The 23,030-nt window shown below is 65.9% G+C and carries 20 protein-coding genes and 1 tRNA gene; 10 read left to right on the forward strand and 11 right to left on the reverse strand.

Translation table 11 applies throughout. The features are described 5' to 3' along the window. On the reverse strand, nt 1-1,172 hold a 1,172-nt coding region (locus VFL64_RS10560; RefSeq protein ID WP_489540333.1), incomplete at its 3' end, for a DUF3683 domain-containing protein. A 220-nt stretch (nt 1,173-1,392) separates the two neighbouring features. Between VFL64_RS10560 and ugpB the strand changes: the two genes are divergently transcribed. From ugpB to VFL64_RS10580, 4 genes are all read left to right on the forward strand, one after another. Beyond that, nucleotides 1,393-2,700: a sn-glycerol-3-phosphate ABC transporter substrate-binding protein UgpB gene (ugpB, locus tag VFL64_RS10565; protein ID WP_489540334.1), complete on the forward strand. Its 1,308-nt coding sequence runs from the start codon at nt 1,393-1,395 to the stop codon at nt 2,698-2,700. Nucleotides 2,701-2,768: 68 nt separating this feature from the next. Next, a complete protein-coding gene (ugpA, locus tag VFL64_RS10570; RefSeq protein ID WP_489540335.1) occupies nt 2,769-3,656 on the forward strand; it encodes a sn-glycerol-3-phosphate ABC transporter permease UgpA in 888 nt (295 codons plus the stop codon). A gap of 95 nt (nt 3,657-3,751) precedes the next feature. Continuing rightward, nucleotides 3,752-4,603 carry a sn-glycerol-3-phosphate ABC transporter permease UgpE gene (ugpE, locus tag VFL64_RS10575; RefSeq protein ID WP_489540336.1) on the forward strand — a complete coding sequence of 284 codons (852 nt, stop codon included), beginning with the start codon at nt 3,752-3,754 and terminating at the stop codon, nt 4,601-4,603. Nucleotides 4,604-4,627: 24 nt separating this feature from the next. Continuing rightward, nucleotides 4,628-5,692 carry a sn-glycerol-3-phosphate import ATP-binding protein UgpC gene (locus VFL64_RS10580; RefSeq protein ID WP_489540337.1) on the forward strand — a complete coding sequence of 355 codons (1,065 nt, stop codon included), beginning with the start codon at nt 4,628-4,630 and terminating at the stop codon, nt 5,690-5,692. Nucleotides 5,693-5,708: 16 nt separating this feature from the next. Here VFL64_RS10580 and VFL64_RS10585 read toward each other — a convergent pair whose 3' ends face one another. Beyond that, complete coding sequence (locus tag VFL64_RS10585) at nt 5,709-7,064, reverse strand: MFS transporter (protein ID WP_489540338.1); 1,356 nt, start codon at nt 7,062-7,064, stop codon at nt 5,709-5,711. A gap of 427 nt (nt 7,065-7,491) precedes the next feature. Between VFL64_RS10585 and VFL64_RS10590 the strand changes: the two genes are divergently transcribed. Together VFL64_RS10590 and VFL64_RS10595 are read left to right on the forward strand one after the other, a co-directional pair. Continuing rightward, complete coding sequence (locus VFL64_RS10590) at nt 7,492-8,010, forward strand: response regulator (RefSeq protein ID WP_489540339.1); 519 nt, start codon at nt 7,492-7,494, stop codon at nt 8,008-8,010. Further along, complete coding sequence (locus tag VFL64_RS10595) at nt 7,938-9,077, forward strand: sensor histidine kinase (protein ID WP_489540340.1); 1,140 nt, start codon at nt 7,938-7,940, stop codon at nt 9,075-9,077. Before VFL64_RS10590 ends, VFL64_RS10595 begins: the two co-directional genes overlap by 73 nt. 18 nt (nt 9,078-9,095) lie before the next feature. Here the strand turns inward: VFL64_RS10595 and argJ are convergent, their stop codons facing one another. Then, nucleotides 9,096-10,325, reverse strand: coding sequence for a bifunctional glutamate N-acetyltransferase/amino-acid acetyltransferase ArgJ (gene argJ / locus VFL64_RS10600; protein ID WP_489540341.1), 1,230 nt, complete (start codon nt 10,323-10,325; stop codon nt 9,096-9,098). 94 nt (nt 10,326-10,419) lie between these two features. Between argJ and VFL64_RS10605 the strand changes: the two genes are divergently transcribed. Further along, a complete protein-coding gene (locus VFL64_RS10605) occupies nt 10,420-11,514 on the forward strand; it encodes a hypothetical protein (RefSeq protein ID WP_489540342.1) in 1,095 nt (364 codons plus the stop codon). Between the two features lie 22 nt (nt 11,515-11,536). On the opposite strand, the gene secA is transcribed toward VFL64_RS10605, so the two are convergent. Together secA and VFL64_RS10615 are read right to left on the reverse strand one after the other, a co-directional pair. Beyond that, entirely contained in the window at nt 11,537-14,272 is a 2,736-nt protein-coding gene (gene secA, locus VFL64_RS10610) for a preprotein translocase subunit SecA (protein ID WP_489540343.1), read from the reverse strand. Between the two features lie 193 nt (nt 14,273-14,465). Next, nucleotides 14,466-15,497: a M23 family metallopeptidase gene (locus VFL64_RS10615; protein WP_489540344.1), complete on the reverse strand. Its 1,032-nt coding sequence runs from the start codon at nt 15,495-15,497 to the stop codon at nt 14,466-14,468. Here VFL64_RS10615 and VFL64_RS10620 point away from each other — a divergent pair. Next, complete coding sequence (locus VFL64_RS10620; RefSeq protein ID WP_489540345.1) at nt 15,496-15,771, forward strand: DciA family protein; 276 nt, start codon at nt 15,496-15,498, stop codon at nt 15,769-15,771. The two genes, VFL64_RS10615 and VFL64_RS10620, sit on opposite strands and share 2 nt — an antisense overlap. Before the next feature lie 52 nt (nt 15,772-15,823). Here the strand turns inward: VFL64_RS10620 and VFL64_RS10625 are convergent. The 6 genes from VFL64_RS10625 to petA form a co-directional block, all read right to left on the reverse strand. Beyond that, a tRNA-Thr gene (locus tag VFL64_RS10625) sits at nt 15,824-15,899 on the reverse strand. A 31-nt stretch (nt 15,900-15,930) separates the two neighbouring features. Next, nucleotides 15,931-16,470, reverse strand: a complete 540-nt coding sequence (locus VFL64_RS10630) for a ClpXP protease specificity-enhancing factor (protein ID WP_489540346.1) — start codon at nt 16,468-16,470, stop codon at nt 15,931-15,933. 22 nt (nt 16,471-16,492) lie between these two features. Further along, the gene (locus VFL64_RS10635) at nt 16,493-17,110 is read right to left on the reverse strand and encodes a glutathione S-transferase N-terminal domain-containing protein (RefSeq protein ID WP_489540347.1); all 618 of its coding nucleotides are present in this window, start codon (nt 17,108-17,110) and stop codon (nt 16,493-16,495) included. A 112-nt stretch (nt 17,111-17,222) separates the two neighbouring features. After that, complete coding sequence (locus tag VFL64_RS10640) at nt 17,223-17,993, reverse strand: cytochrome c1 (protein ID WP_489540348.1); 771 nt, start codon at nt 17,991-17,993, stop codon at nt 17,223-17,225. A gap of 23 nt (nt 17,994-18,016) precedes the next feature. Next, nucleotides 18,017-19,417, reverse strand: coding sequence for a cytochrome b (locus VFL64_RS10645; RefSeq protein ID WP_489540349.1), 1,401 nt, complete (start codon nt 19,415-19,417; stop codon nt 18,017-18,019). A 23-nt stretch (nt 19,418-19,440) separates the two neighbouring features. Then, nucleotides 19,441-20,040: a ubiquinol-cytochrome c reductase iron-sulfur subunit gene (gene petA / locus VFL64_RS10650; RefSeq protein ID WP_489540350.1), complete on the reverse strand. Its 600-nt coding sequence runs from the start codon at nt 20,038-20,040 to the stop codon at nt 19,441-19,443. A gap of 134 nt (nt 20,041-20,174) precedes the next feature. Here petA and mscL point away from each other — a divergent pair, with 134 nt between their 5' ends. After that, a complete protein-coding gene (gene mscL, locus VFL64_RS10655) occupies nt 20,175-20,603 on the forward strand; it encodes a large conductance mechanosensitive channel protein MscL (protein WP_489540351.1) in 429 nt (142 codons plus the stop codon). Nucleotides 20,604-20,743: 140 nt separating this feature from the next. Next, nucleotides 20,744-23,030, forward strand: a 2,287-nt coding sequence (locus tag VFL64_RS10660) for a DUF1631 family protein (RefSeq protein WP_489540352.1), incomplete at its 3' end; no start/stop codon positions are given.

The following is a 23,030-nucleotide window of genomic DNA, read 5'->3' on the forward strand; positions in this document are numbered from 1 at the left end:
AGGAACTTGTCGGTGACGTCCTTGCCCAGGCCTTCCTTGCGGAACACGCGGCCGGGGATCTCGAGCTTCTCGGTGCGCTCCAGCGTCTTGCCCGAGGCGTCGAAGTACTTCAGCTCGAAGGTGGCCACGTCGACGTCATGGATCTTGCCCATGTTGTGGTCGAGGCGCGTCACCTCCAGCCACTTGGCTTCGGGCGTGACCATGCGCCACGAGGCCAGGTTGTCGAGCGCGGTGCCCCACAGCACGGCCTTCTTGCCGCCGGCATTCATGGCGATGTTGCCGCCGATGCACGAGGCTTCAGCGGAGGTGGGGTCGACGGCGAAGACGAAGCCCGCGCGCTCGGCCGCATCGGCCACGCGCTGGGTGACGACGCCTGCCTCCGTCCAGATGGTGCCGACCTCGCGGTCCAGGCCGGGCAAGCGGACCATCTCCACCTCGGTCATCGCCTCCAGCTTCTCGGTGTTGATGACCGCGCTGTTCCACACCAGCGGCACGGCGCCGCCGGTGTAACCGGTGCCACCCCCGCGCGGGATGATGGTCAGGCCCAGCTCGATGCAGTGCTTGACCAGCGCAGCCATCTCGGCCTCGGTATCGGGCGTGAGCACGACGAAGGGGTATTCCACGCGCCAGTCGGTCGCGTCGGTGACGTGCGAAACGCGCGACAGGCCGTCGAACTTGATGTTGTCCTTGGCCGTGTGGCGGCCCAGCACGCGCGTGGTCTTGCGGCGCAACTCGGCCATGCGCTCGAACTGTTCGGCAAACGACTTCACCGCGGCACTCGCCGACTGCAGCAGCTCACCGACCGAGGCGTCACGTGATCCGTCGCCTTCCGGCTTGCGGCGGGCCTGCACCTCGCCCAGCCGGTGGTTGAGCGCCTCGATCAGGAGCTTGCGCCGGCGCGGGTTGTCGAGCAGGTCGTCTTGCAGGTAGGGGTTGCGCTGAACCACCCAGATGTCGCCCAGCACCTCATAGAGCATGCGCGCCGAGCGGCCGGTCTGACGCTCTTCGCGCAGGCGGTCCAGCAACTCCCACGCACGAGAGCCCAGCAGGCGGATCACGATCTCGCGGTCGGAGAACGAGGTGTAGTTGTAGGGGATCTCGCGCAGGCGGGGCGCGGTGTGTGCGGTCTCGACCGCAGCGGTCACGTGATTGAGCGGAGTGGGTGCGTTCATGGAGTCCAGGCGGCGCGCGCGCCTGCTATGCACTTGGACTCGAATGGTACCGCACGCCCCCTGGGCATCGCCCGGTACGGGCTTGGGCCAACAGCTCCTTTGATCCAGCGGGGTTATCCCCGTTGTTGCAGGGTGCCATCCGCGACATAAACACGCCTGTCACACGACCGACACACACTGCTCTGCCGACCACAAGTTGCAGATTCACACCGGAGCCGTCATGCACAAGAAGCTGTTCGCCCTTTCCTCCACCCTGCTGGCGCTCGCCCTGCCCGCGCAGGCCCAGACGCAGATCCAGTGGTGGCACGCCATGAGCGGCCCCCTCGGCGAATGGGTCAACGACCTGGCCAAGGACTTCAACGCCAGCCAGAAGGACTACGTCGTCGTGCCCACCTACAAAGGTACCTACGGCGAGACCTTCACCGCCGGCATGGCCGCCTTCCGCGCCGGCAATGCGCCCGAGATCATCCAGGTCTACGAAGTGGGCACCGCGACCATGATGGCCGCCAAGGGCGCCGTCAAACCCGTGGGCGAGGTCATGACCGCCGGCGGCGCCAAGTTCGACGCCAAGGCCTACATCCCTGCGGTGGCGGGCTACTACACCGCCCCCAATGGCCAGATGCTGAGCTTCCCCTTCAACAGCTCGACCACGGTCTTCTACTACAACAAGGACGCCTTCCAGGCCGCCGGCCTCGACCCGAACAAGGCCCCCAGCACCTGGCCCGAGGTCGCCCTGGCCGCCGCCAAGCTCAAGGCCAGCGGCCACAAATGTCCCTTCACCACCAGCTGGATCAGCTGGGTACAGCTGGAGAGCTTCTCCACCTGGCACAACACGCTGTACTCCACCCTGAACAACGGCTTCGGCGGCACCGCCACGCGCCTGGCCTTCAACTCGCCGCTGCACGTGCGTCACTTCGAGAACCTGTCGAGCATGGCCAAGCAGGGCCTGTTCGTCTACAAGGGCCGCGACAACAAGGCCGACGTGGCCTTCCCCTCCGGTGAGTGCGCCATGATGAGCGGCTCGTCGGGCCTGTACTCGCGTGTCGCGAAGGAAGCCAAGTTCGCCTACGGCATCGCGCCCCTGCCCTACTACCCCGACGTGCCCGGCGCACCGCAGAACACCGTGATCGGTGGCGCGAGCCTGTGGGTGATGGCCGGCAAGAAGCCCGAGACTTACAAGGGCGTGGCCGCGTTCTTCAACTACCTGTCCAAGCCCGAGGTGCAATCGGCCAGCCACAAGCGCACAGGCTACCTGCCCATCACCACCGCCGCGTACGAGCTGACGGAGAAGTCGGGCTTCTACAAGGAGAAGCCGGGCACCGACGTGGCCGTCACGCAGATGATCCGCAAGACCACCGACAAGTCGCGCGGCATTCGTCTCGGCAACTTCAACCCCATCCGCACCATCGTCGACGAAGAGACCGAGCAGATCTGGACGGGCAAGAAGTCGGCCAAGGAAGCGCTCGACGCCGCCGTGCAGCGAGGCAACGAGCAGCTCGAACGCTTCCAGAAGGCCAACAAGGGATGACGACCCCCTCGTCGCGTCGCCCCCGTCTACCGCGGGGGGGCGTTCCCTTCGATCGGACGCGATAAACCATGGCCTCCGAGAAGCGGGTCCTGTTCAAGTCGGGCTGGCTGCCCTGGGTGCTGCTCGCCCCCCAGGTGGCGGTGATCACGGTGTTCTTCTTTTGGCCGGCCGGCCAGGCGCTGCTGCAGTCGTTCCAGCTGCAGGACGCGTTCGGCATGTCCACCGAATGGGTTGGCTTCGACAACTTCAAGGCCCTGTTCTCCGACCCGGCCTATGTGGACTCGTTCAAGATCACCGCGCTGTTCTCGGTGCTGGTGGCGGTGCTGGGCATCGGCATCTCGCTGGCGCTCGCCGTGTTCGCCGACCGCATCATCAAGGGCGCGCTGTTCTACAAGACCTTCCTCATCGTGCCCTATGCCGTCGCGCCCGCGGTAGCCGGCGTGCTGTACCTGTTCATGTTCTCGCCCACGCTGGGCGTGGTGGCACATGCACTGCGTGCCTTTGGCGTCGACTGGAACTACATGCTCAATTCGCAGCACGCGACCGCGCTGATCGTGATGGCGGCCGTCTGGAAGCAGATCTCCTACAACTTCCTGTTCTTCCTGGCCGGGCTGCAGTCGATTCCCAAGTCGCTGATCGAGGCCGCTGCGATCGACGGCGCGCGGCCGTGGCGGCGCTTCTGGACCATCCAGTTCCCCCTGCTGTCGCCCACCACCTTCTTCCTGCTGGTAATCAACGTCGTCTACGCCTTCTTCGAAACCTTCTCCATCGTCGACGCCACCACCCAGGGTGGGCCGGGGCAGGACACGATGATCCTCGTCTACAAGGTCTACAACGACGGCTTCAAGAATGCCGACCTCGGCGGCTCGGCGGCACCGTCGGTGGTGCTGATGGTGATCGTGATCGCGCTCACCGTGGTGCAGTTCCGCTACGTCGAGAAGAAGGTGCAGTACTGAGATGAAACCACTGAGATGAAGCCCCCAAGCTCGCATCCGCTCACTGCCCCCCGAGGGGGCGCCCAGTGGCTTCGGGCGGCCGGGCGCCACTGACCATGGTCGACCGCAGCCATACCCTTCGCCTGCTGAGCCACCTGGTCATGGTGCTCGGCGTGGCCATCGTCGCCTTCCCGCTCTACCTGGCTTTCGTGGCGTCATCCCACACCGCGCAAGACATCGTGCAGGCGCCCATGCCCATGCTGCCCGGCAGCCACCTCGTCGAGACCTACCAGACCGCGCTCTTCGGCGGCGGCAGCGGCGCCGGCTCCACCGCGCCCGTGGCCCGCATGATGTGGATCAGCCTGGTTTCGGCGCTGGTCATCACCATCGGCAAGATCGCGATCTCGCTCTTGTCGGCCTTTGCGATCGTCTACTTCCGCTTCCCGCTCAAGGGCTTCTTCTTCTGGGCCATCTTTGTCACGCTGATGCTGCCGGTGGAGGTGCGCATCCTGCCGACCTACAAGGTGGTATCCGACCTCGGCATGCTCAACACCTACGCCGGGCTCACGGTGCCGCTGATCGCCTCGGCCACCGCCACCTTCCTGTTCCGCCAGTTCTTCCTGACCGTGCCCGACGAGCTGGTCGAGGCCGCGCGCATCGACGGCGCCGGCCCGCTGCGTTTCTTCAAGGACGTGCTGGTGCCGCTGTCCAAGACATCGATCGCCGCGCTGTTCGTGATCCAGTTCATCTACGGCTGGAACCAGTACCTCTGGCCGCTCTTGGCCACCACCAGCGAAGACATGTACCCCGTGGTGATTGGCATCAAGCGCATGATCGCCGGCGGCGACGCCGCCAACGAGTGGAACGTGGTCATGGCCACCGCCCTGCTCGCGATGCTGCCGCCCGCTGTGGTGGTGATCCTGATGCAGCGCTGGTTCATCAAGGGCCTGGTGGATACCGAGAAATAGCGACCGAGAAACAAGAAAGCACGCATGGCAGCCATCTCCCTTCGCCAGGTCGTCAAGCGCTACGGCAGCGGGCCCAAGGCCAACCCCGTCATCCATGGTGTGGACGCCGAGATCGCCGACGGCGAGTTCATCGTCATCGTTGGCCCCTCGGGCTGCGGCAAGAGCACGCTCTTGCGCATGGTGGCCGGGCTGGAGGAAGTCTCCGGCGGCGAGATCGCCATCGGCGGGCGTGTGGTCAACGACGTCGAGCCCTCCGAGCGCGACATCGCCATGGTGTTCCAGAACTACGCCCTCTACCCCCACATGACGGTGTTTGACAACATGGCCTACGGCCTGAAGATCGCCAAGGTGCCACCGGCCGAGATCAAGGCGCGCGTGGACAAGGCCGCCGCCATCCTGCAGCTCGCGCCCTACCTCGCGCGCAAGCCCCGCGAGCTCTCGGGCGGCCAGCGCCAACGCGTGGCCATGGGCCGTGCCATCGTGCGCCAGCCGCAGGTCTACCTGTTCGACGAACCGCTCTCCAACCTCGACGCCAAGCTGCGCGCACAGACGCGCATCGAGATCCGCAAGCTGCACGCCGACCTGGGCGTGACCTCGCTCTTCGTCACCCACGACCAGGTCGAGGCGATGACGCTCGCGCAGCGCATGATCGTGATGAACGCCGGGCGCATGGAGCAGTTCGGCACGCCCGACGAGGTGTACGCCAAGCCGGCCACCACCTTCGTCGCGAGCTTCATCGGTTCGCCGCCCATGAACCTGCTCACCGGCCGCGCCGAAGGCTCCACCTTCACGCTCGATGGACAGAGCCTGCCCCTGCCCGCAGCCGCACCGCGCCATGGCGAGCTGGTGCTGGGCCTGCGGCCCGAGCACGTGGCGGCGGGCAGCGTCGGCGGCTGGCCGCTGAAGGTGGAGCTGATCGAGATGCTGGGCGCCGAGCGCCTGGTGCATGGCAAGCTCGGCGACCACGACTTCACCCTGCGCATGGACGGCATGCTGACGCCGCCCACTGCCGGCAGCACGGTGCAACTGCAGCTCTCGCCGCAGCACCTGCACTGGTTCGACGTGGCGACTGGTGCGCGCGTAGGCTGAGCCGGCGCGCGCTTCCTCAAGCCTGAGTCGGGTCGATGATGGTCGTGGGCCGCACCGACGCCTCGGCCCCCACCCATTCATCGGCATCTTCCGCCTGCGGCAAGACCTTCACGCCGCGAATGGCCGGGTGACGCCAGGCCAGCAAGGCCAGCAGCAAGCCCGTGCCGCCCGAGAAGCCCAGCGCGGCGCGCAAGCCGACGTGCTCGCCCAACCAACCGCCCAGCAACGCCCCGGGGCCTGCCGCCAGCAGCGTGAGCCAGCGCATGGCACTCGTCATGCGGCCGAGCAGCGGCTCAGGCGTCACTGCCTGGCGCAGGGCCAGGAAGTTGATGAACACCAGCACCGCGCCCGCGCTGAACAGCAACAGCATCAGCGCAAACGCCGCCACGCCCCAGCGGTTGGCGGGCGCGGCGGCCAGCAGCAGCCAGCCAGCGCTGCAGATCGCAATGCCCATCACCAGGCACGGCCCCGGCCCCACACGACGGCTGATGCGGTTGCCCAGCACGCTCGCGACGATCGTGCCCAGACCCATGACCATGTAGCTCAGGCCGACCTGCTGTTCGTTCAGTCCCAGGGTGCGGGTAGCGAAGAGGATCTGCACGACCACCGCGGCGTGGTGGCACATCTGCCAGGCCCCGACCACCACCGCCAGAGCCACCAGCAAGGGCGTGCCGAACACGAAGCGCAAGCCGGTGCGCAGATCGCGCCAGAAGTGGCCGCCGCGGCGCCGGCCGCGGTCTTCCTGTACGCGAATGCCGCGCAGGATGGCGGCTGAGACCACCAGCAGCACAGCGTCCACCAGCAAGGCCAGGGGTGCACCCACCACCTTGATCAGCGCGCCGGCAAAGCCGGGGCCGGCCACTTCGGCCCCCGAAGTGGCCAAGGCATTCTTGGCATGCGCTTCGACCAGCCGGTCGCGGGCCACCACCTGGGTCAGCACGATCTGCGCCGCCGAACCGGCGACGGTGTAGACGACGCCGATGATGAAGCCGACCACGTACAGCCACGCCATCGACAGCCAGCCCATCCACCACGCGAAGGGAACACTGGCGACGATCACGCCCAGCAGGCACTCGCCCATCACGTACACCGGCAACTTGCGCACACGGTCCAGCCACACGCCGGCAGGCAGCGAGAAGAGCACGAAGGGCACGATCTCCATCGCCGTCAGCAGGCCCATCTGCGTGGGCGTGGCATGCAGCAGCACGGCCGCGGTGAGCGGCAGCGCCAGCATGGTCACCTGGCCGCCGAAGGAGCTGATGAGGATGGACGACCAAAGCCGGCGGTAGGTGCGGTCGCGCAGCAGGTCGTCAGGGCCCAAGGCGAGCCGCTGTGCCCAGGCTTCCCAGAGTGCGGTGAGCCGATTCAACATCTGCCGTCTCCTCTCTCGTCTGTCTCGTTCGGGCGCGGGTGGCACCCTGGTGGATCGGTGGATCCGGATCAGCGAAAGAAGGGCATTCAACCGATTCTTCCGCTGAGGGTCTCAGCGGAACTTCGGTTGAAGTGATGCTGAGAGGTCAGAAACCCCAGGAAGCCTCTGCGACCGGCGGCAAGTGAATGCCGTGTAGGCGCGCACCCATCCCCCAGGCGTTGCCGATGGCAACGCGGCATGAGGAGCGTGAGGAGTGGCGCATGTCGTGCAGGGGTTTGGGGTGAGTGGTCATGCTAACAGCGGGCCTGCGAGCGGCGCAAGCTGAAAAGGCGAGGTCTCCCTAGAACGCAGGGGCATCCGCGGCCGCAGGTGCCAAACCACCCGATGGCTAAGATGCCCCATCTCTTGCCGGAAGGAGCTCAATCCGATGCCGAACCTGAACATCCTCCACCTGGAAGATGACACCCTCGACGCCGACCTGGTGCGGCGCGAAGTGGCCAAGCTGACGGGGACACCCACCTGGCTGAGCGCCACCTCCGGCGATGACTTCCGGCAGATGCTGGAGAACGCGCAGATCGACGCCATCCTCTCCGACAACCAGGTGCCCGGCATCAGCGGCATCGACGCCCTGAAGCTCGCACGCGAGTTGCGGCCCGGCATTCCGTTCGTCTTCGTCAGCGGCAACGCCGACCCGCGCTGGGCCGCTCACTGCATCGAGGCCGGCGCGACCGACTACGTGCCCAAGGACCAGCTGTGGCGCCTGCCCGGCGCGGTGGGGCGCATCCATGCCGCGCGCGAGAGCCAGCGCCTGGCGACGCTGACGCGTTCCCGCGCGGTGCTGGTCGACACGGTGAAGGCGCTCTCGCTCGCAACGTGGAAGCCATCGCCGACATCGTGCGCCGCGCGGCACGCCAGCTCAACATGGCCGACGGCGCAACCTTCGTGATGCGTGACGGCGAGATGTGCCACTACGTCGACGAAGACGCCATCGCCCCGCTCTGGAAGGGCCTCCAGTTCCCGATGGAGACCTGCATCAGTGGCTGGGCCATGCTCAACCGGCAGCCGGCGGTCGTCCCCGACATCTACCTCGACCCGCGCATCCCGCACGACGCCTACCGGCCCACCTTCGTGAAGAGCCTGGTGATGGTGCCCATCCGCGGCGAGGCGCCCATCGGCGCCATCGGCAACTACTGGGCACGCGAGCACGAGGCCACGGCCGACGAGGTCGAGCTGATCCAGGCTCTGGCCGACTCCACCTCGCTCGCCTTCGAGAATGTGGCGCTGTATCAAAGCCTGGAGCGCCGCGTGGAGCAGCGCACCGCCGAGCTGCAGGAGGTCAACAGGGAACTCGACGCATTCGCCCATTCGGTGTCGCACGACCTGCGCGCGCCGTTGCGCGCTGTGAAGGGCTACAGCGACTTGTTGGCCACGGCCGAACCACCGCTGGCCGGCGAGAGCGCGACCTTTCTGCAGCACATCCGTACTTCGGCCCAGCGCATGAGCGACCTGATCGAAGACATGCTCACCCTCTCGAAGGTGACACGCGGCGAGCTGCGCCGGCGGCCCGTCCACATCGGCACGCTGGCACAGGGCATCCTCAACACCTTGCAGGACACCAGCCCGAACCGCCGCGTCCACACCGAGATCGACACCACGCTCGTGGCCGAGGGCGATGCCGGGCTGCTCCGCCTGGCGCTCGAAAACCTGCTCTCCAATGCCTGGAAGTTCACCGGCAAGCGCGAGGATGCGCGCATCGCGTTCTTCGCAGAACAGCAGAGCGAGCGCACGGTCTACTGCGTACGCGACAACGGCGCCGGCTTCGACATGGCCCACGCCCAGCAGCTGTTCGAGCCCTTCCGCCGCATGCACCCCGAATCGCAGTTCCCGGGCACCGGCGTCGGCCTGGCGATCGTGCACCGCGCGATCCGCCGCCATGGCGGCGACATCTGGGTGAAGACGGCGCGCGGCCAGGGCGCGAGCTTCTACTTCACGCTGCCGCCGGAGGCGATCTGAGCGGCAGCAGCCGCTCGTTCAGCTGCGATAGTCCGCGTTGATCTTGACGTAGTCGTAGCTGAAGTCGCAGGTCCACACCGTGGCCTGCGCGGTGCCGCGGCGTAGGTAGATGCGCACGGTGATCTCGGCCTGCTTCATCACGCGGGCGCCGTCGGCCTCTTCGTAGCTGGCCTTGCGGCCGCCATCGGTGACCACGTGCACGTCGTCGAGGAACATCTCGATGCGCGTCTGATCGAGGTCGGCGATGCCGGCATAACCCACCGCCGCCAGGATGCGGCCGAGGTTGGGGTCGCTCGCAAAGAAGGCGGTCTTCACCAGCGGCGAATGGGCGATGGCGTAGGCCACCTGCTGGCATTCGGCTTCGGTCTTGCCACCGTCGACCTGTACGGTGATGAACTTGGTGGCGCCTTCGCCATCGCGCACGATGGCCTGGGCCAGCTGCGTGGCGACGTTGATCACGGCCTGGCGCAGCAGCGCGCCATCGCCCGACTCGAGCTGGCTGATGGGCGCGTGGCCGGCGGCGCCGGTGGCCACGACGACGAAGGAATCGTTGGTCGAGGTATCGCCGTCGATGGTGATGCGGTTGAAGGACTTGTCGGCGGCTTCGCGGGTGAGTGACTGCATCAGCTGCGGAGCGATCACCGCATCGGTGGCCAGAAAGCTCAGCATGGTGGCCATGTTGGGCCGGATCATCCCGGCGCCCTTGCTGATGCCGGTGATGGTGACGGTCTTGCCGCCGATCTGGATCTGCGTCGACGCCGCCTTGGGCACGGTGTCGGTGGTCATGATGGCCTCGGCTGCCGGCGCCCAGTTGTCCTCCTTCAGGTCGGCGATGGCCCCGGGCAGGCCGGCGGCGATGCGGTCTGTTGGCAGCGGCTCCATGATCACGCCGGTGGAGAAGGGCAGCACCTGCTCCGGCGAGAGGTTCAGCTGCTGGGCCAGCGAGACGCAGGTGGAGAAGGCGCGCATCAGGCCGTCTTCGCCGGTGCCGGCGTTGGCGTTGCCGGTGTTGATGACCAAGGCACGCGGCCCGATGTTGGCAGCCAGGTGTTTGCGGCACAGCTGCACCGGCGCGGCGCAAAAGCGGTTGCTGGTGAACACGCCCGCCACCTGCGAGCCTTCGGCCAGCGTGATCACCGTCAGGTCGCGGCGGTTGGCCTTGCGCACGCCGGCCATGGTGATGCCGAGCTTGACGCCTGGGACGGGGTGGAGCGCTTCGGCGCGCGGGGCTTGAAGGTTCACTGGCATGGCAAGGCGCGCCTCGTTGGTGGGGAGGCCGATTGTAGATTTCAGCGTGGCACACTGGCCCGCGATGCGCCTCCTACTTGCCCTGACATTCGCCTTGTCGATCGTTGCCGGCGCCTCGCATGCGGCCGAGCCTCACCCGCCGCAGCGCGTGTTCATCTCGGGGCACAGCCTCACCGACAACCCGCTGCCCGTGTACCTGGCCCAGGTGGCCGCGAGCCTGGGCCAGCCGATGCAGTGGAACCGGCAGTACGTCGTCGGTTCGTCGATCCTGCAGCGCAGCCGCGGCGAAGGCCAGGAAAGCGGCTGGCGCGGCTACTCCACCGGCTACAACCGCACGGGCGAAGGGCTCGACGTCATCTCGGAGCTGCGCCACCCGCGCACCACCGACGGCCAGCCCTACGACACGCTCATCATCACCGAGCAGCACGGTGTGCTCGACTCGATCGTGTTCAACGACACGGTGCGCTACCTGCGCCACTACCACGAGCGCTTCATCGCCGGCAACGCCGATGGCCAGACCTGGTTCTACGAACCCTGGCTGGGGGTGATCGACAAGTCCGACCCCAGCCGCTGGATCGCCTACGAGCGGGCTGCAGCCCCCTTGTGGCAATGCGTGCTGAGCCGCATCAACACCTCACTCGCTGCCGAGGGACGCCCGGACCGCATCGAGCCGCTGCCGGCATCGGCCGCACTGGTGTCACTGGTAGAGCGGGCCATGCGCGGGCAAGTCGCCGGCCTCGTCACGCCATCAGGTGGCAAGGTGCTGGACAGGATCTTCCATGACACCGTGCACACCACTCCGCTCGGCGCCTACTACCTGGCGCTGAGCAGCTACGCGGCGATGTACCACCGCTCACCGGTGGGCGCATGGGCCCCGGACGGCATGGATGCAACGCTGGCTGCATCACTGCAGAAGCTCGCGTGGGAGGCCGTGGCCGCCGAGCGTGCGGCGCGCCGCCCCTTGCCGCTGGATCAGTGCAGCGCGTACATGAAGCGCTTCAGCACGCAGTATTTCGCCCACATGCGCGACGACTACTGGGCTCAGCAAAGTGGCAATGCCGCGTACCTGACCTACCGGCGCCTGCGACACGAACTGACATGGCGCTGGCGCCTGTGGCACCAGTTCGACGACGACCCGTTCCGCTACGACCCCGGCACCGACCGGCAGCACTGGCTGCCGGCACCCTGAGAGGGGCAGAAGCCGCTCGCCCTCAGGCGAGCCGGCCGTGGCACAGCTTGTACTTCTTGCCGCTGCCGCATGGGCAGGGGTCGTTGCGCCCGACCTTGGGCACGGCGCTGGCAGGGTCGGTCTCCTGCGAGACGCTGCCGTCTTCGTTGGGGTGGGTGTAGGTCACGTTGCTGATGGCTTCGGCGCGCGTCTCGATCGCTTCGGCGGCTTCGGCCACCTGCTCCTGCGTCTGGATGCGCACGGTCATCAGGATGCGCGTCACGTCCATCTTCACCACGTCGAGCAGCTGGCTGAACAGCTCGAAGGCTTCGCGCTTGTATTCCTGCTTGGGGTTCTTCTGCGCGTAGCCGCGCAGGTGGATGCCCTGGCGCAGGTAGTCGAGCGCGGCAAGGTGTTCGCGCCAGTGCTGGTCGATCGACTGCAGCAGGATCATGCGCTCGAAGGGCCGGAACTGCTCGGCGCCCACACGTTCCAGCTTCTCGGCAAACGCGGCATTGCCGGCCTTCACCACCAGTTCGACAATCTCTTCGTCGGTGATGGCGCTGCTCTTCTCAACGTGCGACTTGAGCGGCACCTCGATCTGCCATTCATCGGCCAGCGTCTTCTCCAGCCCAGGCAGATCCCACTGCTCTTCCATGCTCTCGGCCGGCACATAGGTGCGCACGACGTCGGTCAGGGTGCTTTCGCGCAGGCTGGCGACCTGGGCCGTGAGGTCGGCGGCTTCCAGGATCTCGTTGCGCTGCTGGTAGATGACCTTGCGCTGGTCATTCGACACGTCGTCGTATTCGAGCAGCTGCTTGCGCATGTCGAAGTTGCGCGCCTCGACCTTGCGCTGCGCGCCCTCGATGCTGCGCGTGACGATGCCGGCTTCGATCGCCTCGCCCTCGGGCATCTTCAGGCGATCCATGATGGCGCGCACGCGGTCGCCCGCGAAGATACGCATCAGCGAGTCTTCGAGCGAGAGGTAGAAGCGCGACGACCCGGGGTCGCCCTGGCGGCCGGAACGGCCACGCAACTGGTTGTCGATACGGCGCGATTCGTGCCGTTCGGTGGCGATGATGCGCAGGCCGCCGGCCGCCTTGACCTGCTCGTGCAAGCCTTGCCATTCGTCCTGCAGGGTCTTGATGCGCGCCGCCTTGTCGGCCTCGGGGATGGACTCGTCAGCCTCGATCAGCTGGATCTGCTTCTCGACGTTGCCGCCAAGCACGATGTCGGTGCCGCGGCCGGCCATGTTGGTGGCGATGGTGATGACGCCGGGCCGGCCGGCCTGGGCCACGATCTCCGCTTCCTTGGCGTGCTGCTTGGCATTCAGCACGGCGTGCGGCAGGTTCGCCTTCTTCAGCTTCTCGGAGATCAGCTCGGAGTTCTCGATCGAGGTCGTGCCCACCAGCACGGGCTGGCCACGGGTGTGGCAGCTGCGGATGTCTTCGATGACGGCGTCGAACTTTTCCTTGTCGGTCTTGTAGACGAGGTCGAGTTCGTCCTTGCGCGCCGTGGGCTTGTTGGGCGGGATCACCACGGTCTCGAGGCCGTAGATCTCCTGGAACTCGTAGGCCTCGGTGTCGGCCGTGCCGGTCATGCCCGACAGCTTGCCGTACATGCGGAAGTAGTTCTGGAAGGTGATCGATGCGAGCGTCTGGTTCTCGCTCTGGATCTGCACGCCTTCCTTGGCCTCGACCGCTTGGTGCAGGCCGTCGGACCAGCGGCGGCCCGTCATCAGGCGGCCGGTGAACTCGTCGACGATGATCACCTCGCCGTCCTGCACCACGTAGTGCTGGTCGCGGTTGTAGAGGTGGCGGGCACGCAATGCGGCGTACACGTGGTGCATCAGCGTGATGTTCTGCGGGTCGTACAGGCTGGCGCCATCGACCAGCAGACCGGCTTCGCGCAGGATGCGCTCGGCGTTCTCGTGACCGTCTTCGGTCAGGAAGACCTGGTGCGACTTCTCGTCGACGGTGAAGTCGCCCGGCTCGATCACGCCTTCACCGGTACGCAGGTCGAGCTCGCCGATCTGCTTCTTGAGCAGGGGCACCACGGCATTGATGCGGACGTAAAGCTCGGTGTGGTCTTCAGCCTGGCCGCTGATGATGAGCGGCGTGCGGGCCTCGTCGATCAGGATCGAGTCGACCTCGTCGACGATGGCATACGTGAGGCCGCGCTGCACGCGGTCGGCCGTCTCGTAGACCATGTTGTCGCGCAGGTAATCGAAGCCGTATTCGTTGTTGGTGCCGTAGGTCACGTCGGCGGCGTAGGCGGCCTGCTTCTCTTCGCGCGGCATCTGCGGCAGGTTCACGCCGACGGTCAGGCCGAGGAAGCTGTAGAGCTTGCCCATCCACTCGGCGTCACGCCGGGCGAGGTAGTCGTTCACCGTCACCAGATGAACGCCCTTGCCCGTGAGAGCGTTCAGGTACACCGGCAAGGTCGCCATCAGCGTCTTGCCTTCACCGGTGCGCATTTCGGCAATCTTGCCGTTGTGCAGCGCCATGCCACCGATCAGCTGGACGTCGAAGTGGCGCATCTTGAGGACACGCTTGCTGCCTTCGCGGGCTACGGCAAAGGCTTCGGGCAACAGGGAGTCGAGCGACTCGCCCTTGGCCACGCGTTCCTTGAACTCGGCCGTCTTGGCCTGCAGCGCGGCGTCGTCGAGCTTCTCGAACTGCGGCTCCAGGGCGTTGATCTGCTGTACCACCTGCCGGTACTGCTTGAGCAGGCGGTCGTTGCGGCTACCGAAAATCGAAGTGAGAAGCTTGGGCAACATGCAGCGTCAAGGATTGGGGAGCTGGAAGGCAGCGGGCAAATTCGAAGCGGCGGGCACGGGCCGGCCGCTTGAAGGATGGCAATGCCGCGAGAACTGGGCCCGATTCCAGCCTTTTTCAAGGCGGACCAAGACAAGGCCCGTTACCGCGGGAAAAGCCGCGAATCTTAGCACCCGGGGTGGGTGCGGACCGGGCTCAGCGGGCCGGCGGCGAGTGGCCTGAAGACGGAGCCACGGCCGTGCGCACCGCAGGAGGCTGCGCCTTGCCAGCCAGGAACTTGGCTGGGTCTTGCAGCACACCCTCGACCATCACTTCAAAGTGCAAGTGCGGGCCCGTGGACCGGCCGGTCGTCCCGACCTGAGCGACCACCTGGCCACGTTTGACCAGGTCACCGGCCTTGACCAGGATTTTGGAGGTGTGGGCGTAGCGGGTGGTCAGTCCATTGCCGTGGTCGATCTCCAGCAGATTGCCATAGGCCGGGTGGAAATCGGTCGAACGCACCACGCCACCGGCCGCAGCCATGATGGGTGTGCCCACGTCAGATGGAAAGTCCAGGCCCGTGTGCAAGGCGGCCCGGCCCGAGAAGGGGTCGGACCGGAAACCGAAGCCCGAACCCACCGCACCAATGATCGGCGGGCTGTTGGGCACCATCAACGACGCCAAGCGCTTCTCGAACAGCCGGGACTCGATCATCGTGAAGACATCGGTGCTCTGCTCCGCCGCTTCGTCGAGGGAGGCGACCATGCTGTTGAGCTGCTCCAGCGAAGGCTTGCGCGCCGGCACGAAGGGCCCCCCTTGCCCGCCCCTCGGATTCATCTGCTTCAGTTCATCGGGCTTGACACCGGCCAGTCCCGACACCCGCTCGCCGATGGCTTCGAGCTTGATGAGCTTGGCCTGCATCTCCCCGACCTTCTGGGCCATGGCATCGAGGTTCTCGCGCATGAAGCGGTCGCGCTGGGCGAATTCGTCTCGTACCACCAGGCGCATGATCTGGCTGACCACCGGCCAGCCTTCGCGTGCGGCCTTCAGGAAGATCACGTGGTAGATGGTGCCCGACAGCAGCAGCAGCAGAATAACCAGACCAACCAGCATCCCGAGGAGCTGGAACCGGTTGAAGTGCAGCACGCGCGTACGCGCCATCGTGCCGTGCGTAATCATGATCTGCATCGCTAAACTCCTTGCGGTGAACCAGAAACCATCCCCGGTCACCCCCAACGCCTTGCGCATGGAGGAGGCACTCGACCGCAGCGCCCCTCTTGCGCGATTGCAGCAGCTCATGCGTGAGTCGGATGCACGCTTCGAGGCTGTTCGCCCTGTCTTGCCGGCGGCTCTGGCCGCTCATGTGAAACCCGGCCCCCTGGATGGCGAGGGGTGGTCGTTGCTGGTGGCGAATGCCTCGGTGGCAGCCAAGCTGCGCCAGCTTCAACCTCGGCTCGAGGATGCACTCAAGCAGCGGGGTTGGCAGGTTACTGCAATCAGGATCAAGGTTCAATCGAGCTGACGCTCAGCTGATACCAGACGTATCGGTATCCGCAAGAACCCTGAGATGGTGGTGGTGCCCCCGGCAGGAATCGAACCCGCGACCTTCGGTTTACAAAACCGCTGCTCTACCGACTGAGCTACAAGGGCAAGGGCCGCGATTTTAGCTGCGGCCAGTCTCTTACTTGATGCGCTTCAGCGAGGGGCGGCCCCCGCTCGGCGGCTCCGGTGGCTCGGTCTCGCCATCGAGGGCGGAAGCCTTGCCTTCACTGGCGCCGGCGCCTTCGGCACTGGCCAAGCGCAAGCCGCCCGGCTGCGTGGGGCGCTCGGCCGGGACGGCGGAAACCGGCGGCAACGGGGACTCGCTGCCGGCCGAGGTTTCGGTCGGCACCGGGAACGCCATGCCTTGCCCGTTTTCGCGCGCATAGATCGCAATGACATGGTCCACCGGCACGACGATGTCGCGCGAAGTGCCACCAAACCGCGCCTTGAACTCGATCAATTCGTTACCAAGCTTCAGGGCGGTGGTGGCCTCGAACCCGACGTTCAGCACGATCTCGTTGTTCTTCACGTACTCCATCGGCACCTGCACGCTCGCATCGACGTACACCGCCAGGTACGGCGTGAAGCCGTTGTCGGTGCACCAGTCGTGCAAGGCGCGAATCAGGTAGGGCCGGGTGGAACTGCCCGCATTGCCGGGCGTCGTCGGGATGAGGCTCATGCCGCTGCTTGGTCCAAGTAGCTTACTTGCGCATCACCTTTTCCGAAGGCGTCAATGCCTCGATGTAGGCCGGGCGCGAGAAGATGCGCTCGGCGTACTTGAGCAGGGGCACGGCGTTCTTCGACATGTCGATGCCGTAGTAGTCCAGGCGCCACAGCAGCGGAGCAATGGCCACGTCAAGCATCGAGAAGTCGTCGCCCAGCATGAACTTGTTCTTCAGGAAGATGGGGGCGAGCTGGGTCAGGCGGTCGCGGATCTGCGCACGTGCCTTCTCGAGCTGCTTGTCGGTCGGCTTGGTGCCGGTGCTGCGGCCCTCGAGCACGTTCACGTGAGCAAACAACTCCTTCTCGAAGTTGAGCAGGAACAGGCGCACGCGCGCGCGGGCCACCGGGTCGCCGGGCATCAGCTGCGGGTGCGGGAAGCGCTCGTCGATGTACTCGTTGATGATGTGCGACTCGTACAGGATCAGGTCGCGCTCGACCAGGATCGGCACTTCGTTGTACGGGTTCATCAAGGCGATGTCTTCGGGCTTGGCGAACAAGTCCACGTCGCGGATTTCAAAGTCCATGCCCTTTTCGAACAGGACGAAACGGCAACGATGCGAATAGGGGCAGGTCGTTCCGGAGTAAAGCACCATCATGATGGCGGCTCCTTGAGGCTAGAGGTCTTGCAAAACACAAACGGAGTGGGCGAGCCGCAGCGGGCATCCCACTCCGCAAACGATCAGGGCCAAGCGAGCCCTGGTCGAACGCTTATTTCACGTCTTTCCAGAAGGCGGCGTTCAAGCGCCAGGCAATGACCGTGAAGAGGGCCAGGAAGATGAGCACGAACGCACCGAGCTTGACCCGGTCATTCTGCGCAGGCTCCCCCATCCACTGCAGGAAACCCACCAGGTCGGCAACGTTGTTGTCGTAGTCGATCTGGCTCAGCTTGCCCGGTGTCACCTGCTCGAAGCCGGCGAAGCGGTGCACTGTCTTGCCTTCGTGGTGAGCGTCCTTCTCTTCGACGTACTTGGCAATGCGCTGGCCCTGCAACTCCCACAGCGCATGGGGCATGCCCACGCTCGGGAACACCAGGTTGTTCCAGCCGGTCGCCTTGGTGTCGTCAAGGTAGTAGCTGCGCAGGTAGGTGTACAGGTAGTCGGCACCCGTTCCCTTGCCGATGTCGGCGCGCGAACGTGCGATCACGGTCAGGTCGGGCGGCGTGCCGCCGAACCATTCCTTGGCCTGCTTCGGATCGAGAGCGATCTTCATGGTGTCACCCACCTTGTCGGTGGTGAACATGAGGTTCTTCTTGATCTGGTCGTCGGTCAGCCCGATGTCGCGCAGGCGGTTGAAGCGCATGAACGAGGCCGAATGGCAGTTCAGGCAGTAGTTGACGAACAGCTTGGCGCCGTTTTGCAGCGCGGCCATGTCGGTCACCTTGGACTGGGGGAACTTGTCCCACGCAGGCCCGCCTTCTGAAGCCATGGCAGCGGTACTGAAGGTCAGCGACGCCAGCAAAGTCAAAATCAGTTTCTTCATGGTGTGGTTTCCGGCTTGCGTCTTCAGTGGGCAGCGAACGTCACGCGGTCAGGCACCGGCTTGGACTGTCCGATGCGGCTCCACCAGGGCATCAGCAGGAAGAAGCCGAAGTAGAACAAGGTGCCGACCTGCGAGACCCGCTCGCCCACCGGCGACGGCGGCTGCACACCCAGGTAGCCGAGCACCGCGAACACCAGCACGAACAGACCGTACATCACCTTGTGCCAGTCAGGGCGGTAGCGGATCGACTTGGCCTCGGCGCGGTCGAGCCAGGGCAGGAAGAACATGATGACGACGGCACCGCCCATCACGACCACACCCCAGAACTTGGCTTCGAAGGTCAGCAGCAAGGCAGCTGCCACGAGTGCAGCTACCGCGATGACCAGCTTGGCGGCAGCGGAGAAGCCACCACGCACAATCGCCAGCACGGCGCCCAGGCCGACCAGAGCGACGAGCACGTAGACCATCTGGCTGGTCGTGGCACGCAGCATCGAGTAGTAGGGCGTGAAGTACCAGACAGGCGCGATGTGCGCGGGCGTCTTCAGCGGATCGGCCGGGATGAAGTTGTTGTACTCGAGGAAGTAGCCGCCGAACTCGGGCGCGAAGAACACGATGGCGGCGAAGGCCATCAGGAACACGCTGGTCGCGTAGATGTCGTGCACCGTGTAGTACGGATGGAAAGGCACGCCGTCGAGCGGGATGCCCTTGGCATCCTTCTTGGCCTTGATTTCCACGCCGTCGGGGTTGTTGGAACCCACCTCGTGCAGCGCGATGATGTGCGCAACCACCAGGCCCAACAGCACCAGCGGCACGGCAATCACGTGGAAGCTGAAGAAGCGGTTCAGCGTGGCATCAGACACGACGTAGTCACCGCGGATCAGCAGGGCCAGATCCGGGCCGATGAAGGGCACGGCCTGGAACAGGTTCACGATCACCTGGGCGCCCCAGTACGACATCTGGCCCCAGGGCAGCAGGTAGCCCATGAAGGCCTCGGCCATCAGGCACAGGAAGATCGCGCAGCCGAAGATCCACACCAGCTCGCGCGGCTTGCGGTAGCTGCCGTAGATCATCCCGCGGAACATGTGCAGGTAGACGACGATGAAGAAGGCGCTGGCGCCGGTGGAGTGCATGTAGCGCACCAGCCAACCCCAGGGCACGTCGCGCATGATGTACTCGACCGACTCGAAGGCCTTGGCGGCGTCGGGCTTGTAGTGCATCACGAGGAAGATGCCGGTGACGATCTGGATCACCAGAACCAGGAGCGCCAGCGAACCGAAGACGTACCAGAAGTTGAAGTTCTTCGGAGCGTAGTACTCGCTCATGTGCTCTTTGTAGAGCTTGCTCGCGGGGAAGCGGTTGTCGACCCAGGTCAACAACTTCTCACCGATCGGTGCGTTGGGACTGACTTGCTTGAACTCGGCCATGTAATTCTCCGGAGGTGCCTGGGTCAGGCCTTCTTGTCTTCACCGATCAGCAGACGGCTGTCCGACAAATACTGGTGGGGCGGCACCTCGAGGTTGTCGGGCGCGGGCTTGTTCTTGTAGACACGGCCAGCCATGTCGAAGGTCGAGCCGTGGCAGGGGCAGAGGAAGCCGCCCGCCCAGTCGTCGGGAAGCGAGGGCTGGGCGCCGGTCTGGAACTTGTCGGAGGGCGAGCAGCCCAGGTGGGAGCAGATGCCCACGACCACCAGCACTTCGGGCTTGATGGAGCGGCCCTCGTTGCGGGCGTAGGCGGGGGTCAGTTCGTCGGGCTTGCGCTCGGACTTGGGATCGGCCAGCAGCGGGTCGTTCTTCGGCAGCGCCTTGGTCTGCTCCTCGGTACGACGGATGATCCACACCGGCTTGCCGCGCCACTCGACGGTCTTCTTTTCGCCGGGCTTCAGATCGCCGATGTCGACCTCGACCGCTGCGCCGGCAGCACGGGCTCGTTCGGAGGGCTGGAAAGTGGAGACGAAGGGGACGGCGGCTGCGACGCCACCGACAGCTCCCGCGCCGCAGGTGATGGCAACCCAGGTACGGCGGCCTTGATCGACTTGCTGGTCACTCATGGGGATCCTCGATGCTGACTTCTGATTTCTACTCAGGGGGCAACCCGCGATTCTAGCGGACGTGTCAAGGGGTCGGCCTTGACATCCAGACCTGCTAGGCAATACTGCGCCGCACCGTCACCAGGAGAGATCACATGGGATTTGCGACCGAATTCAAAGAATTCGCCATGAAGGGCAACGTCGTCGACCTGGCGGTCGGCGTCATCATCGGGGCGGCTTTCGGCAAGATCGTCGATTCGATCGTCAAGGATCTGATCATGCCCATCATCGGCCGGCTGGTCGGTGGCCTCGATTTCTCCAGCTACTTCGTCATGCTGGCCAATCCGCCGGCTGACTTCAAGGGGCCGATGACCTACGAGGCGCTGACGAAGGCGGGTGTGCCGCTCTTCGCCTACGGCAACTTCATCACGGTGGCGCTCAACTTCGTCATCCTGGCCTTCATCATCTTCGTGATGGTCAAGCAGATCAACCGGCTCAAGAAGGACGCCCCGCCTGCGTCGCCGGCAGAGACGCCGGAAGACGTCGTGTTGCTGCGAGAAATCCGCGATTCGCTGAAGAAGTAGGCAGCGGCCTCGCTGCCGTCGCCAGGGTGCAACGCCGTGGCGGCGGGCCACCGTTTGGCCCCATACTTGCAGGACGTGCGCTCCCGAAGCGAGCATGTTCGTGAGCGCGTCCCGGCTGGCCGAAGGCGGCCCCGTTCGAGATGAATCAGACCGACCCACGCGCCCAGGCCGCTTTCGATGCGGCCATGAACCACATCAAGACGACCACCGCGGGCGTGGCGGACCGCGTGGGTGATCACCTCGGGCTGCTGGCCTCGGCTGCCGCGCGCATCTTCGATCGCGACGCGCTGATCAACGCCCAGCTCGACTTGCGGCGCCACATGAGCACCTTCGTGCTGGTGTTCGCCGACACCCTGAGCAAGAAGGTCACCCGCGAACTCCACCCGGGCCATGAACGCGGCCGCTCCCTGGCTGAAACCGACTGGCAGTCACTGAGCCTGGTCGACGACGCCGAGGTCGAGGAAGGCATGTTCGCCGACCGCATCAGCCAGGCCATTACGCACGGCTGTGAATGGGAGTTGCGCGAGCTCGCCTCCTACACCGGCCAGTTGCTGGGCCTGGGCCGGGCCGAGCACGACCGCAATCCGCTGCGCCCCGAAGTGCTGGGCGCCGCCATCTACCGCGCCATTGGCTCCGTCTCGAACGATCGCGAGAGCCGCAAGCTGTTGGCACGCGAACTCGGCTTGGCCATGGCGCGGGTGATGCCAGGCTGCTACGCCGACATATTGAAAGACTTCCGCGCCCGCGGCATCCAGCCGGTCGGGCTCACGGTGCGCGGGGTGGAAGGCCCCGGTAACGACCTGTCGAAGGAGCGTGTCTCGGGTTACGACACCCTGTCGCGCGACCCGGGTTCGAGTTCTGGCCACGGCCAGTTCGGTCCCACGACCCACTCGGGTTATGAAGGTGCCGCCAGCTCTGGTTCACCGCTCGGCGGGCCGGGGATGCGTGGCGCCGGTGGGCTGAGCGGCGGTCCTGGCGGTGCAGCCGGAGCCGGACGCCCGGCCGCCAGCGGCTGGGGAGGCCGCGACACCGCCACGGCGCCTCTCGGTGCAGCTGGGGCGCGGCCCGGTGCTCCGGGCGGTTCCGGCCGCTCTGCGGCGCACAACATGACCCCCGCGGCCCAGGCCGACGCGGAGCTGATGTCGCTGATCCGGCGGCTGACCTTCCTCGCTACGCGCCCTGCCGATCTGGGTGCACCCACGGCACCCGCCGGCCTGGGTGGCGTCACCGCAGGCGGATTGCACAGCGCCGCCGGAGGTCTGGGGGCCGCGACGGGAGGCGGTTCGTACGGCGATGTCGCTTCCGGCCTGATGGCCGCCAACCTGATCCGCACGCACCGCGAGGAGCTGCGCCAGGCCTCGAGCGGCACGCTGGATCACATGGTGATCGACGTGGTCGGCAGCCTGTTCGACCAGATCCTCTCCGACCCGCGCGTGCCGCCGCAGATGGCGCGCCAGATCGCACGCCTGCAGCTGCCGGTACTGCGTGTCGCCCTGGCCGACAACACCTTCTTCTCCTCGCGCAAGCACCCGGTGCGCCGGTTCGTCAACCGCATCGCCTCGCTGGCGGCGGCGTTCGACGAGTTCGACGAAGGCCCTGGCAAGGAGTTCATGGCCCGCGTGCGCGAGCTGGTGCAGGAGATCGTCGAAGGCGATTTCGACCAGATGGATGTCTACACATCCAAGCTCAACGCGCTGGAAGGCTTCATCGCCCAGCAGGCCAAGCGCACCGTGGAGACCAACGCCTCGGCGGTCTCGGTGGTCGACGGCAAGGAGTCCGACCTGCGCGTGCAGCAGCGCTACATGCTGCAGCTGCGCGCTGCGCTGACGCCGCTCTCGCTGCAGGAATACCTGCGCGACTTCCTGGCGCAGGTGTGGAGCCAGGCGCTGGCGACGGCCACGCGGCGAGAAGGCCCGCAGTCGGAGCTGGTGCAGCGCCTCAAGCGCGCCGGCCGCGACCTGGTGATGAGCGTGCAGCCCAAGGGCTCGCCGGCCATGCGCAAGAAGTTCCTGATGCAGCTGCCGCCGCTGATGAAGGACTTGAACGAGGGCATGAAGCTCGTCGGCTGGCCGGAGGCGGCGCAAAAAGAGTTCTTCGGCAAGCTGCTGCCCGCGCACGCCGATTCGCTCAAGGGCACGCCGCTGACCGAGCTCGAATACAACCTGCTCGCCAAGCAGCTGGAGCAGGTGTTCAACACCCCCGTGCCCGAGCCCGACGCGCTGCTGCGCGACGTGCCCATGACGAGCACCGGCGCGACCGCCATCGAGCCGCAGTTCTCCGACACCGAGGCCAAACAGATCGGCCTGGTGGACGAGAGCGCGATCGACTGGTCGGGCGAAATCGACATCGACTTGAGCGCCCGCCAACCCGAGCCCGAGCCGGTGAGCAGCGCCGCCGACACCGGGCCCGTCGACCTCAACCTCGACC

The organism is Rhizobacter sp. (genome assembly GCF_035702065.1).
GTDB lineage: Bacteria > Pseudomonadota > Gammaproteobacteria > Burkholderiales > Burkholderiaceae_C > Rhizobacter.

Bases quoted from the DNA above. Each gene is read 5' to 3' on its own strand.
- VFL64_RS10635 (WP_489540347.1), bottom strand. From the start codon at position 17,110: ATGATGGTGCTTTACTCCGGAACGACCTGCCCCTATTCGCATCGTTGC.
- secA (WP_489540343.1), bottom strand. From the start codon at position 14,272: ATGTTGCCCAAGCTTCTCACTTCGATTTTCGGTAGCCGCAACGACCGC.
- mscL (WP_489540351.1), top strand. From the start codon at position 20,175: ATGGGATTTGCGACCGAATTCAAAGAATTCGCCATGAAGGGCAACGTC.
- ugpA (WP_489540335.1), top strand. From the start codon at position 2,769: ATGGCCTCCGAGAAGCGGGTCCTGTTCAAGTCGGGCTGGCTGCCCTGG.
- ugpB (WP_489540334.1), top strand. From the start codon at position 1,393: ATGCACAAGAAGCTGTTCGCCCTTTCCTCCACCCTGCTGGCGCTCGCC.
- VFL64_RS10580 (WP_489540337.1), top strand. From the start codon at position 4,628: ATGGCAGCCATCTCCCTTCGCCAGGTCGTCAAGCGCTACGGCAGCGGG.
- VFL64_RS10645 (WP_489540349.1), bottom strand. From the start codon at position 19,417: ATGGCCGAGTTCAAGCAAGTCAGTCCCAACGCACCGATCGGTGAGAAG.
- petA (WP_489540350.1), bottom strand. From the start codon at position 20,040: ATGAGTGACCAGCAAGTCGATCAAGGCCGCCGTACCTGGGTTGCCATC.
- VFL64_RS10620 (WP_489540345.1), top strand. From the start codon at position 15,496: ATGGAGGAGGCACTCGACCGCAGCGCCCCTCTTGCGCGATTGCAGCAG.
- VFL64_RS10630 (WP_489540346.1), bottom strand. From the start codon at position 16,470: ATGAGCCTCATCCCGACGACGCCCGGCAATGCGGGCAGTTCCACCCGG.
- VFL64_RS10590 (WP_489540339.1), top strand. From the start codon at position 7,492: ATGCCGAACCTGAACATCCTCCACCTGGAAGATGACACCCTCGACGCC.
- VFL64_RS10585 (WP_489540338.1), bottom strand. From the start codon at position 7,064: ATGTTGAATCGGCTCACCGCACTCTGGGAAGCCTGGGCACAGCGGCTC.
- ugpE (WP_489540336.1), top strand. From the start codon at position 3,752: ATGGTCGACCGCAGCCATACCCTTCGCCTGCTGAGCCACCTGGTCATG.
- VFL64_RS10640 (WP_489540348.1), bottom strand. From the start codon at position 17,993: ATGAAGAAACTGATTTTGACTTTGCTGGCGTCGCTGACCTTCAGTACC.
- VFL64_RS10615 (WP_489540344.1), bottom strand. From the start codon at position 15,497: ATGCGCAAGGCGTTGGGGGTGACCGGGGATGGTTTCTGGTTCACCGCA.
- argJ (WP_489540341.1), bottom strand. From the start codon at position 10,325: ATGCCAGTGAACCTTCAAGCCCCGCGCGCCGAAGCGCTCCACCCCGTC.